Origin of the sequence: Granulicella aggregans, from assembly GCF_014203275.1 — a bacterium.
GTDB lineage: Bacteria > Acidobacteriota > Terriglobia > Terriglobales > Acidobacteriaceae > Edaphobacter.
Map to the genome: position 1 here is coordinate 1 of NZ_JACHIP010000001.1, position 12,465 is coordinate 12,465.

12 protein-coding genes are annotated in these 12,465 nt (G+C 59.9%); 3 read left to right on the forward strand and 9 right to left on the reverse strand.

Translation table 11 applies throughout. The features are described 5' to 3' along the window. Positions 1-272: 272 nt before the first annotated feature. The 5 genes from HDF16_RS00005 to HDF16_RS00025 form a co-directional block, all read right to left on the reverse strand. The gene (locus HDF16_RS00005; RefSeq protein ID WP_221312383.1) at positions 273-1,052 is read right to left on the reverse strand and encodes a WecB/TagA/CpsF family glycosyltransferase; all 780 of its coding nucleotides are present in this window, start codon (positions 1,050-1,052) and stop codon (positions 273-275) included. Between the two features lie 376 nt (positions 1,053-1,428). After that, positions 1,429-2,634, reverse strand: a complete 1,206-nt coding sequence (locus HDF16_RS00010; protein WP_184212959.1) for an ATP-grasp domain-containing protein — start codon at positions 2,632-2,634, stop codon at positions 1,429-1,431. Positions 2,635-2,679: 45 nt separating this feature from the next. Further along, positions 2,680-3,660, reverse strand: a complete 981-nt coding sequence (gene rfaD, locus HDF16_RS00015; RefSeq protein ID WP_184212961.1) for an ADP-glyceromanno-heptose 6-epimerase — start codon at positions 3,658-3,660, stop codon at positions 2,680-2,682. After that, positions 3,657-5,162: a D-glycero-beta-D-manno-heptose-7-phosphate kinase gene (rfaE1, locus tag HDF16_RS00020; protein ID WP_184212963.1), complete on the reverse strand. Its 1,506-nt coding sequence runs from the start codon at positions 5,160-5,162 to the stop codon at positions 3,657-3,659. The genes rfaD and rfaE1 overlap by 4 nt, the downstream gene beginning before the upstream one ends. Positions 5,163-5,213: 51 nt before the next feature. Next, positions 5,214-6,299 (reverse strand): glycosyltransferase family 9 protein, encoded by a 1,086-nt coding sequence (locus tag HDF16_RS00025; protein WP_246408532.1) that lies wholly within the window; start codon positions 6,297-6,299, stop codon positions 5,214-5,216. A gap of 155 nt (positions 6,300-6,454) precedes the next feature. Here HDF16_RS00025 and HDF16_RS00030 point away from each other — a divergent pair, with 155 nt between their 5' ends. From HDF16_RS00030 to HDF16_RS00040, 3 genes are all read left to right on the forward strand, one after another. Next, positions 6,455-7,105 carry a DUF4254 domain-containing protein gene (locus HDF16_RS00030; protein ID WP_184212965.1) on the forward strand — a complete coding sequence of 217 codons (651 nt, stop codon included), beginning with the start codon at positions 6,455-6,457 and terminating at the stop codon, positions 7,103-7,105. Positions 7,106-7,252: 147 nt separating this feature from the next. Next, positions 7,253-7,816, forward strand: a complete 564-nt coding sequence (locus tag HDF16_RS00035) for a TPR end-of-group domain-containing protein (protein ID WP_184212967.1) — start codon at positions 7,253-7,255, stop codon at positions 7,814-7,816. Positions 7,817-7,945: 129 nt separating this feature from the next. Beyond that, positions 7,946-9,046, forward strand: coding sequence for a gluconeogenesis factor YvcK family protein (locus HDF16_RS00040; RefSeq protein ID WP_184212969.1), 1,101 nt, complete (start codon positions 7,946-7,948; stop codon positions 9,044-9,046). A 19-nt stretch (positions 9,047-9,065) separates the two neighbouring features. Here the strand turns inward: HDF16_RS00040 and HDF16_RS00045 are convergent, their stop codons facing one another. The 4 genes from HDF16_RS00045 to HDF16_RS00060 are packed head-to-tail and all read right to left on the reverse strand — an operon-like array spanning position 9,066 to position 12,456. After that, complete coding sequence (locus HDF16_RS00045; RefSeq protein WP_184212971.1) at positions 9,066-9,581, reverse strand: GNAT family N-acetyltransferase; 516 nt, start codon at positions 9,579-9,581, stop codon at positions 9,066-9,068. A 54-nt stretch (positions 9,582-9,635) separates the two neighbouring features. After that, positions 9,636-10,445, reverse strand: coding sequence for a hypothetical protein (locus tag HDF16_RS00050; RefSeq protein WP_184212973.1), 810 nt, complete (start codon positions 10,443-10,445; stop codon positions 9,636-9,638). A gap of 24 nt (positions 10,446-10,469) precedes the next feature. Continuing rightward, complete coding sequence (locus HDF16_RS00055) at positions 10,470-11,222, reverse strand: PspA/IM30 family protein (RefSeq protein WP_184212975.1); 753 nt, start codon at positions 11,220-11,222, stop codon at positions 10,470-10,472. 37 nt (positions 11,223-11,259) lie between these two features. Further along, positions 11,260-12,456 (reverse strand): extracellular solute-binding protein, encoded by a 1,197-nt coding sequence (locus tag HDF16_RS00060; RefSeq protein ID WP_184212977.1) that lies wholly within the window; start codon positions 12,454-12,456, stop codon positions 11,260-11,262. Positions 12,457-12,465: the final 9 nt, after the last annotated feature.

Here is a 12,465-nt window from a genome sequence, read left to right on the forward strand (position 1 = left end):
GAACACGACGACCCTCACCCATACCTGACTGCAGCATGCCGCAATCTTCAACCACGATCAGGAAACATAGCCAGAGGGAGTCGACGTACGCTTACAGAACATATGGCAGCCTAACCAAGACAGAACCTCCACCTTAGAACCAAAGGAATCTGTTCAAACAAACCGAGCCACCTCTCTGACCTGTAGATCCGGAACCGCATCAACAAAGGATTGTCTTCCGTATCGATTTAGGCTGAAGTTAAGCCGGTTAGGTTCGGCACGCAACACTGAGCTTACTTGGGCGCGGCGACGCGCTTCAGGCGGTCGCGCAGAAGGAGTCCGATGACATACCAGGGTTCGATAAGGTAACGAGAAGCTAGCCGCCTTGGTTCAGCAAACAGTCGGAAGAGCCACTCTAGACCCATCCTGCCTGCCCATCGCGGCGGAGTCGGAACCGCACCCGCGATGTAGTCGATTGCCGCGCCGCAAGGAAGGATCACACCCACTTCGATATCAGCGTGGTTTTCGGCGATCCACTGTTCCTGTCGCGGCATCCCCATGCCCACCATCAGAATGTCCGGGGCGAACTTTCGAATACGGCGGACGAGGTCCTGATTGGCCGCCCCCGTCCTCGTCATATCGAAGTAACCATTTGTGGCTTCCCATTTGATGCCTGGGTAACGGACTCGCACCGCTTCCGTCCCGGCCACGCAGGCTTCGGGACGCGATCCGATATAGAAGATTCGCCAATGTTCCTGATTCGCCATTTCAAGTAGCGGAGGCGAAAAATCGACGTAGGTGATTCGCCGGTCGCGGGAAACGTCATACCCATACTTCCGGGCGATCCAAACGAGAGGCATCCCGTCAATGTGCGAGGAGTGGACAAGCCGATAAAACTCTCGGAGACGGAGGTTCCGATGGAAAAGAAAGAGGCTATGCAAATTGTGGTTCGCGATGATCCGTCGGTCACGGGCCCCTACTCCTTCGCGCACGGCTGCAAGCAACTCGGGAAGCGTGTAGTCGTTAAACTGGATGTCAAGTAAAGATATTGTGCTCTGCGCTCGTTCTTCCAAGTGCGACTCCAATCAAGCTCCGGCTAGGCTATGACAATCAAGTGCTTTCGGGCACATCATCGCGTGCACAACGAACAGGCCAAAATAAAGAGGTGTGGATGGTTTCCATGTTACCCCAACTTTGGGCGGAATTCCTTCTCGGTCGCACAGCCTGAAAGCCCCAAAGCTCCGTAGGTTCAAACGCGCATTTTAGTAGAATCATCGAGATAGCACAGTGCTGTTAGATGAACCGCTGTGGGTCGTCCGGCTTGATCTGTACCAGTTGTCATCATAGGAATTCGGTAAAAAAAGCTGGATACGTCGAGGAAGCGACGAGCCCCAGCGCCGTCACCCTCTCGTCTGCCTCTCCCTCAAACATCGATATCGCGGAAGCTGCTTACGCTGACGGTTTGTCCGGCACCGGCTCCGACGCGCAAAACTCGTCCAGAAAACGAGCACCATAAGAGTCGACCAACGACTCCACGCGCTCAGCCGATGCCGACCTGACAATTAGCCCGGCATGATGGTGCTTCTTCAAGCGAAGCACGACTTCAGGATCGCTATAACCACTCAGGTCCGGCTCCTCCTGCTTCGCCAGGCAGATCACGCTCCCCGCATACTCCTCACGCACTGAATTCGGCAGACAGTACTCCATCTTCAACAGGGTTGCGACTTCAATCCGTGCCCACTCGACCCACGGGTTGACCCCCTTCGAAGACTCGACCAGTTCCGCAATGTAAGCGCCGCCAACCCGCGCTGCCGTCTCGAGGAAGTAGAACTTACCATCTGCCTTCGACTTGATGAACTCCGTATGCGTCACGCCGGAGTACATCCCCAGTGCCTTCAGGGTCGCCGCATGGATTGCCACTAGTCCCTTCGCATCGTCAGACTCTGGAGGCAATGATCGCGTCGTGAACACGCCGCCCTTGTGCATCGTCTGCATCGGAGGATGCCCGTACTTGTGCGGCGCAGCGAAAAGGACATCCCCCTTCCAGCTCACCCCTTCAACGTGATAGACCTCGCCAGCGACAAACCGCTCCAACACATAGTGGCTCTGCAGGTCGCCGAGCTGGTCGAGGATGGGCCAAAGCTCGTCCGGATGATTTATCGGCTTGATACCAATCGCCGACGCGTTCGTCCTCGGCTTGAGCAGCCATGGTCCCGGCACTGCCGCCATGTACGCTCGAACTTCGTCGTAGTTGAAGACGCCGGTAAACTCTGGCACCGCGACTCCTGACGCCCGCGCTTGAACCCGCATCGCTAATTTGTCGCGGAAGAACCGGGTTGCCGTCTCGCCCATTCCAGGCAGCCGCATGTGTTCACGTAGCAGCGCAGCGACCTCGAGATCGAACTCGTCGAGCGCTACGATGCGATCGAATCGGTGGCTCCGCGCCAGGTAGCAGACGGTGTTCAAAACCTGCTCCGGCGTTAGACCCTCAGGCATCGTGATCAATTCTTTCAGCGACGCGCGCGGCCAATCAGCGTTGACCAGCCCATCGACGGTCAGCAGCGTTACCTCGCACCCCAGCCGCGCGGCTTCCTTCAGGAACGCCTGCCCCTTTTCATACGTGCTGATACATAAAATCCCCGGCGCTTCAATCATTTCGACCCTCCGAACTCATTTCAGATCGCACTTACGAGCAACGCCCTAGCTCACCGGTTCGACTTCAAACGTCCTTCTTACGCCCTCTTCGAGCGGAGTAAACGGCTCCGCATATCCCGCTTCGCGCAGGCCCGCTGTATCCGCTTCGGTGAAGTGTTGATACCTGTTCTTCAGATCCCCGGGAAACGGTATGTACTCGATCTTTCCGGGCCCATGCACCTGCATCAACGCATCCGCCACAGCCTTGAACGTCCTCGCCTCGCCGGTTCCGGCGTTGACTATGCCCTTCACCGGCATCTTCGGGCTCTCGGGCAGCAGCCCGGCGAAAAACCGGTTCATCCGCGCCAGGTCATCGACAAAGACGAAGTCCCGGCGCTGCTCTCCATTCGCATAGCCGCCCGAGCCCTCGAACATCCGTATCGTACCCGACTCCTTCAATTGCTTCGTGAAGTGGTGGATCACGCTCGCCATGCGGCCCTTGTGCTGCTCCCTTGGCCCATAGACGTTGAAGTACCGAAGCCCTACGACGGTGCTCTGGAACTGCGGCGCTAGCCGTCGTACAAAATCATCAAACACCAGCTTGGAGTATCCGTAGACATTCAATGGCCGCTCGTTCTTCGCCACCGGGGCAAACTTCAGGCTGGCCCCATACACCGCTGCCGTGGACGCATAGACGAACGGGATCAATCGCTCCACCGCGAATCGCAACAGCTCCTTCGAGTAGGTGAAGTTGTTGTCCATCATGTAGCGGCCGTCGTCTTCGAGCGTGTTCGAGCATGCACCCTGATGCAGGATCGCCCGCACCTTCACGCTCTCGAACTCCCCTGCCTTCAGAGCGGCGCGGAACTCATGTTTGTCCATGTAGTCCATAAACTTCGCGCCGTGGAGGTTGAGAAACTTCGGCCCACTCAAAGTCGCAGCAGGCGCGAAGTTGTCCACCAGCAGAATCTCCCGCTCGCCTGCTGCGTTGAGCTGATGGATCAGGTTACTGCCAATAAATCCCGCGCCACCCGTGACAATGATCAACGCAACACCTCGGCCAGTTTAGCCGCCGACTGCTGCCCACCTTCCGCCATCTTCCTGACGATGTTCGTCGTCGAAAATCCTTCCACTGTCGGCACGATCTCCACCCGGCCCCCCGAGGCGATCACATCCTCGTGCCCCACAACCGTCTCCACCGAATAGTCCCCACCCTTCACCAGCACGTTCGGCTTCAGACTGCGGATCAACTCGAGCGGTGTGTCTTCATCGAAGAGCACCACGACGTCGACCGCTGCCAGTGCGGACATCACCTTCGCTCGCTCTCGCTCGCCCACGATCGGCCGGGATGGTCCTTTCAAACGCGACACCGAAGCATCGGTATTCAGCCCGAGGATCAGCTTCGTTCCGAACCGCCTGCAATCTTCCAGCAGCGCGATGTGTCCTACGTGCAGCAGGTCAAAGCAGCCATTCGTGAAGACGATCGTCTCGCCCGCCGCCCGCCACTCCGCGACACGCTTCGTCACGCGCTCCAGATCAAGAACCTTGTCGCCTGACGAGATCCCTGAGCTTGGCGTGAGCGCCGCGATCAACTCGTGCCGCGCCACCGGAACCGTACCAACCTTCGCCACGACGATCCCAGCGGCAAGGTTCGCAAACTCAACCGCCGTCCTCACCTTCAGCCCACCGGCGACGCCAGCAGCGAGCGTCGCGATCACCGTGTCTCCTGCGCCAGAGACATCGAAGACCTCACGCGCCCGCGCCGGAGAGTGATAGCTTCCCGACGGCTCGACTACGGTAATTCCCTTCTCGCTCATCGTGACCGTCAGGAAGCTCAGGTCATGCTCGGACAGCAACCCCGTGGACGCCGCGATCACCTCGCCCGTCTTATGAGCCGCGATACCTGTCGCCAGCGCCAGTTCCTTCAAATTTGGGCACACCGTCGTCGCACCAGAGTATTTCCCAAAGTCCGGCGTCTTGGGATCGACAAACACTGGCACTCCCGCTTCCTTCGCCGCGCGAATCACCGCCTCGCACAGCCCCGGTGTGAGCGCGCCCTTGGCATAGTCCGAAAGGATCACCGCGCTCATCTTCCCGGCAAGCTCGACCACTCGCTCCCGCAGACGATCGTTCTCTACTTCAGGCCGATCGTCCTGGCTCTCGATGTCGAGCCGCAGCAACTGCTGCACCCGCCCGACAATCCGCGTCTTCGAGATCGTAGGCAATGTCCCCGAGACGACTCCAACTGTATCGACTCCACCCTGCTCCAGAATCGCCGCCAGTTCTTTCTTCTCGCCGTCATCGCCCCAGAAGCCTGCCAGATACGCCTGGCACCCCAGGCCGGTGAGGTTCATCGCGACATTCGCCGCGCCTCCAGCCCGCTCATACCGGCGTGCGTGCCGCAGCACTGGAACGGGAGCTTCGGGAGAGATACGGTCCACCTCGCCGAAGATGTAACGGTCAAGCATCAGGTCGCCGACGACGAGTATCTTCAGCCGGCCAAAACCACCTTCAAGTAGGTCCAGAATTGCGGAGAGTTCAGGCAACATTTGCGTCGAGTCTACCACTCCAGCCCTCCGCAATTCCGCCACCAAGGCCTTCTAGCTCCGTCCTAGAATCTCCCGCACCGCGTCCATCACCTCGTCCACGGTAATGGACGTAATGCACTTCTTACGCTCCACCACGCATGTCTCGAGCCCACACCCCCAGCAATCGACCTGGTGATAGATCACCTTATGTTGTCGTCCGTAGGGAAACCAGACCCGAGGCCGGTTCCGCGCCGCAAAGATCGCCACGCAGGGCGTCTGCACCGCCGCCGCCAGGTGCATCGGGCCACTGTCGTGGCCGATGAAGAGTCTCGCCTCCGCGAAGACTGCCGCACTCTCCCGTGGCGTCAGCTTACCGCAGAGGTTCACCGCCATTTTTCCGCCTGCCTGCCGCCAACCTTCAGCCGCAGCCTCGCTCGCGTCGAACTCCTCCGCAACTCCACACAGTACCAGAGCATGTCCCGGCGCTGCCGTCGCGACCTGTCCCAGAAACTCTCGCCAGTTCGCCGCACCCCAATCCTTCGACTGCACCTTCGTCCCCACGCTCACCGCAATCACGGGCATCTTCCCGGTAGTCGCCAGCGCCTCGCGGGCTCTCGCCCTTTCCGCCTCGGTCAACCGCAGGTCCCAGCTCTTCGGATCATCGACACTGGCATCGCCCAGCTCGGCGATATTCCGCGCCAACCGGCTCGCTTCAGCCTCCAGCGCCTGATCTTCCTCGATCCACCGATTCTCCTGCATCGCCCTAGTCAGCGGAACTCCGACTTGTCGCCTGATTCCGCACAGGGAGAAGAACCGGCTGTCCCGCATGACCGCAGCCTCGCTTCGAAACGCCGCCAGGTAAACCACCACCTGCGGCCGCCACCGCGCCAGCTGCCACCACAACGAAGCCAGCTCCCGCAGGCTGCGCGTCCCCACCTTGTAGTTGAAGTAGCCGTCTACAAGTCCGGTCCCGCGAAGAATCGCCTCCGCCGCGGGCGCTTTTGAGTTCACCGGGATGTTCGTCAGCATCCTCCGCTCGGCGTTCGGATACGCCCGCGCCACCAGATGAAGCGCAGGCAATGCCACGACCGTATCGCCAAGACTGCCCAGTCTGTAGATCAACACTCGCTTCTTCGATTCGTTCGCCAATGTACTCAAGCTACTCAGTTTGCTTGATTGCTAGGCCTTGCGGCAACTCACTCCCATCACGCTTGCCCGCCCAATGCTGATACAGTTTTTGTTGCGGACATGTTGGCCACGGTCCGCAGACTCAACGCCGGTGGATTTTGAAAACACCGGTTCAAGACAAAAATATGATTGATGCAGTTCAGATAATTCGGACCCAGGATCACGCTACGCTCCTCTGGCATGATCATGCGTCCCACTTCGAAGTCGGCGACTATCATCTTTCGTTGCCAGACGAAGAAGCCGGAACAACCATCCCTCTTGACGGCATCATGGCATCGATCATCGCCCAGCATCGCGCGAACTTCGACCTGTGGCATCAAGAGGACCTGGCTCGCGACGCCAGTGCCACCGCTGAGAACATCGCCACCGTCAAACACGCCATCGACCTGCTCAATCAGAACCGGAATGACCTGGTCGAGAACATCGACCAGACGTTGCTGTGCGCGGTGCCGCAGGAGCATAAGGACGCTCCGCTGAACTCCGAACCCCCGGGGCTGATTATCGATCGCCTCAGCATTCTTTCGCTGAAGATCTATCACACCCGCGAGGAGGCCCAGCGCGAGACCGCCACCGATGCGCACCGCTTCCGCAACCTCGCCCGCCTCAACATCCTAGAAGAACAGCGCACCGACCTCGCCTGTTGTCTCGATACCCTTTGGAAACAGGTTCTCGCGGGCGAACGTCGTTTTAAGCTTTATCGGCAGATGAAGATGTACAACGACCCACAACTCAATCCCGTCCTCTACGGCGGCCCCGGAGTGTATAAGGGTTGTTGACCGCGCCCCCTCTTCTGCGTATAAAACCGGAACGGGCTTGCGCACGTTATACAACCAGCCCCGGGAACTTTCCGGCGACCGGTTGAACAAACTAACGGATTCAGTCATCATGCTGGCTGTAGAAGAACAAGAAGGAATAGGAAGAGCATGACCCAGGCGAAATCGGCAAACACCCTTCACGCCAAGCGCGCTCCTCGAACGCTTGCTGGTACCGTGCCTGCGGCCCAGGACGACTCGCGCAATCGTTCTCTGGCGCACTATGAGTCCGCGTTGCGCCTGATGCAGACCGGCAAGTACGAGGCTGCCCACGAAGCCTTCGACAAGCTCCTCGCCGAGGGGCCACCCGAACTTGCGGACCGCATCCGCATGTACATCAGCGCCTGCCTGCTGCAGGTCAGCAAGGGCAAGACCCAGTTCAGCAGCCACGAGGAGCGCTACGACTACGCCATCTCCCTGTTGAACAACGGCCACTACGAAGACGCCCGCGAGGAGTTTAAGGCCATCCTCGCCGAGAAGCAGAACGCCGACTACGCCTTCTACGGCCTCGCCGTCCTCGCCAGCATGACCGGCGACTCGCATACCTGCCTCGAACACCTCACTGAAGCCATCCGCCTCAATAATCGGAATCGCATCCAGGCACGCTCGGACTCCGACTTTCAGGACATGGCCGACGATCCCCGCTTTACCGACCTCCTCTACCCCGAGGTCTAGAACGTCGCGCCGGACCTCAGCGCAATCCCTCCGCTTCGCATAAACTGGATAAGGTCCGGCGCGCCACCAGAGCCTCTGCGCGTCGAACACTCGGCCCTCGGCCTCCAGCGAACTGCGACAGACCACCTCTTGCCTACGCTTCCCGTCTCCACTGCCTCTCGCGCGCCCCTCCGTGTCGTCGCCATCGGCGGAGGCACTGGCCTCTCCACACTGCTGCGCGGCTTGAAGCGCTACGTGGCCGCGCCTTCCGGATCTTCGGCTGTCTCCGATTGCGCCGATCATCTCTGCATGATCCGCGATCTCACAGCGATCGTCACCGTAACCGACGATGGGGGCTCTTCGGGCCGTCTCCGAGAAGACCTGAAGATGCTCCCTCCGGGCGACGTCCGCAACTGCATGGTCGCGCTCTCCGAAGACGAACTTCTCCTCTCGAAGCTCTTCCGCCACAGGTTCGATAGCGGCGATCTTCAGGGCCACAGCTTCGGCAACCTCTTCGTCGCCGCCCTCACCGAGATCACCGGAGACTTCGCCCAGGCTGTCCAGATGTCCTCGCAGATTCTGGCGACGCGCGGCCGCATCTATCCCGCTACTAACACCAATGTCACCCTTGCCGCCCAGATGGACGACGGTACCCTCGTCGAAGGCGAGACCAACATCACCGCCAGCCGCCGCAGCATCGTCGAGTTGATGCTCAACCCGCCCACCGCTGAACCGCTCCCCGAGACGCTCGACGCGATCGCTCAGGCTGACCTCATCACCCTCGGCCCCGGATCTCTCTACACCTCGCTCATCACTAACCTGCTCGTACGCGGCATCCCGGAGGCCATCGCCGCCTCCAAGGCCACCCGCGTCTACGTCTGCAACCTGATGACCCAGGCCAACGAGTCCCTCGGCCTAACCGCGTCACAGCACATCGAAAAAATCCTCTGCCATGCCGGCGGACAAAAGCGTCCCCTCTTCGATTACGCGCTCATCAACACGGCACCGATCTCGCCCGCGCTGCTTGAACGATATGCTCGCGAGGGCCAACAGCCCATCGAGGCGGATCTTGACCGCGTCCGCTCGCTCGGTGTCGAACCGATCACGGGCAACTTCGTTCACGAAGGCGACGTCCTCCGCCATGACCACGACCGCGTCACCGAACGCCTGCTGGAACTTGGCTTGGCCGCCCGCTCAGCGAAGGTGCCCGTCGCCGCCACCCCGCGTCAGTTCCACAGCAGGGCAAAGTAGAAGTCAGTCGAATAGGCCATCATGTTGAAATCAGTGCTCTCTGCATGATGAGTACATCCACTGCTCTGCCGAACTTCTCCCCCACTTCACACAGCACTCCAACCTCTTCAAAGCCGAGCGAGCGATGCAGCGCAACCGAAGCTGTGCTGCCTGAAGGCTCAGCGATCACTGCGATCATCTGACGCATGCCCGCTCTCGCAGACTGCTCGATCAGCTCTCGCATCAGATGGCGCGCTACGCCACGTCTCTGAAAGCGCTTTGCAACGTAGACGGAGTTTTCGACGGTGAAGCGATACGCCGCGCGCGGCCGGAACTGACTGGCATAGGCATAGCCAGCGACCTCCCCGTCGATCTCCGCAACAAGATAGGGCAGCCCAAGCTCCAGCACCGCTTCCCTGCGCCGTAGAATCTCCGCAACATCCGGCACCACTACCTCGAAGGAAGTTACACCGTTCAGCACATGCGGCGCGTAGATGGCAGCAATGGCCGTTGCATCCTCTGCTACCGCTGCGCGTACAAGGATGCTGTCTGCCATAGAACGATAATATTCAGGAACTTCGCTTTCGAGAGCTATCCGAAACCAAGCTCCCTAAGATCCCGACCGCGCTGCGTCCAAATCCCTTACAAGCTCCCCATGCGTGCCATAGATCTCAGTCGACCGCAGATCACTCGCAAACTCGATCTCCGTATCCACCGCTGCGGGCTTTCCTTCGATCGCGGCATTCTCCCGCATCAACTCCACCTGCGCTTCGATTCGGCAAAGATCGCTCTCGTTCTCAGCGAGCAACGTCTCCCGGTTCCTCAGATTCGCCATCCGCCGCTCCAACAGGTCCAGCGTAGCCATCTGCGACCGCTGCAGCCCTGTTGAAGGAGCGGCAGCCCCGGTGCCATCCGGAAGCTGCTTCCGCAGCGCGGCAATCCGCCCATCGAGACTCTCCGCTGACTCCAAACCGAGATCGTTGACGAGGTGATCCCGCGCGATCAGCAGCTTCAGACAGATCCACTCCAGCTTGTCGAGGCTTGCCTGCGTGCCTGCGATCGTCTCAGGCTCCGCTCCGAGCTTCTGGCAGATCGCGATCACTCGCGTGGCGGTCTTATGCAAGGCGACCAGCCGCGCATTCAGGTTAGCGGGTAGCGCGGCGATCAACGCCGAACGCTTGTCCGCCTCAGCTTTCACTGAAGCAGGAAGCGCCAGCGCATCCACAACATTCTGGAATCGCGAATTGAATGCAAGCGATGAGACGACAGCCGCCTCGATCCCAAGCCCGGCCAGCCACACGCTCGGCTCCACGAAGCCCAGAGCGGCCACAGCGAACGCTGCCATCGCGTTGATGGGTAGACGTCCCACGCCGGGGACATCTACCCCCACCAGGAACGCTGCTTTGAAGTAGCGCCACATAATTGCGGGCCCGGAGAACCCGGACTACCGCTTCCTCACGTCGTCCGTCGCAAGCGTCGTCGGCATCACCTCGGGCACGGTCTCTACGCCGCCGCTCACCTGCTTGGGAGCCTGTTGCGCTTCGAACGCTGCCAGAGCCTGCTCGGCCAGAGCGCTCTGCTCGGCCTCCTTGATGTGCACATCGTGCAGGTCGAGGCTGTCGACCGCAACGCGAACCCGGCCAGAGGCCTTGTACCGCTCTTCCTGCACCATGGATTCGAGACGATTCAAGGTATCGCCCGATCCGCCCAGCTCCGTCACCATTCCCGAAGCCATCTCGGTGATCTCGGCCATCGCGCGCTTCATCTTCAAGTCGCTGATGCCCGCCTTGAGTGACTCAATCTTCTGCCGCGCGATGGAGAAGGCAACATCCCGAGCCCGTACCAGCTCCTTGTACGTCGTCTCCGCCTGCTCCATCTGCTTGCGGTTCTCATCGAGCTCGCGGTCGATCGTCTGCAGCCGCAGAGCGTACTGCCCCGCCGCGTCGCGATTGCCGAGCTTCAGGTTTGCCGCAGTCTTCGCGCGCAGGTCCGCCTGGTCGCTCTCCAGCTTTCGCACCTGCCCAATCAGCCGCTCCACCAGACCTGCATGCGCTGCAAGTCCGCTGTTGAACTTGCCTACCTGCTTGCGAAGGTTTTCCTGCTCGACTTCGAGCAGAGCTGCGGGGTTCCGCCGCTCCAGACCCGACACGAAGAGTCCCAGAAAACCTTTGAACAGATTGCCGATCCGACTGAACATAAAACTCCTTATGTAACTCGTGCAGCTACAAATCTACCTACCGTGAATCTCTCCTCTGCCAGCTAGCCAGCAGATTCGTCACAACCTCCGCCTTCGGCGGAGGGCATATCTTTCCCAGATCGATCTTAACCCCATTGTCCGCAAACCGAGTCCATGGACTGTCCGGCGTACGCATCGGCACATTCGTATTTGCCGGCCGGAAACCGTGGACGATCGACTCCTTCTGTACCGGCTCACTCAGCAGAAAGTCGAGGAATTTCCCCGCCGCCCGCTGTTGGTCATCGCTGCTCCACGACGCGTTCAACACATAGTACGGGCTATCGTTCCAGGTGTTGTACTCGGGATAGATGACGTGGATTGCCCCCCATCGGCCTTCCGCGTTCTTTAGGTAGTCGATGGCGACACTCTCATAAACCAGCAACGCGTCGTAGGAAGACGGCCCCTTCAATACCATCTCCTTCATCAGGTTGCCGGTGCTGTTCGAGTCGCTGTTCGTCGCCGCCTCCAGCTTTCCTAGCCAGCCCTGAAAGCCTGCGTCCGTTACATTGCTCACTGTCAGCTCGCTCGATTTCTTGAAGTAACTATTCCCCGCCAGCACCAGCGTTTGTATGCCGGAGTTCGACTCCCCTGGATTTGTATGCCCGAACTTGAACAACCCCCAGTCCGGATGGCTACCGATCGTCTGCCACCCGCCAGTCTCATGCAGCGCCTTGTTCACTGTGTCGAAGTCGACGTTCCCGTAGTGCTTCTGAAACGCCTGGTACCGTTCCTCCCACATCACGAAGACCATCGGTGTCAGCGCCAGCGGCTCTTCCCGCACGATTGGGTTACTGCCATACTTCGCCTGCCAGTCCTCAACAAAGGTGTCTTTGTAGACAGAGCTCGCCGGCGACCATACCTGGATCCGCTTGTCGCCCGCCACTGCCGCATGCGCGCCCTCCATCGACCCCATTGGGATGAGATTGATCTTGACGTTCTTCCCCTCGGCTGTAGCGTTGTACTGACCGACCGCCCACTCCAGCCAGCGCTGCTTCTCGGTCCCATAGGCGATGCCGAACTCAACCGCCTTCCCGCCCCCGCCGACCGAAGCGAGCCCGCTGCTCGACATTGCATCCGGCAGCACATGCCGCTTATTCGCCAGCAGATACGCTCCCGCGACGCAACCCACCACGAAGATCGCGATGACCACTTTGCCCAGCCACGTCAATGAAGGTGTTCCCGAACTTCCAGCCATAACTGCCTC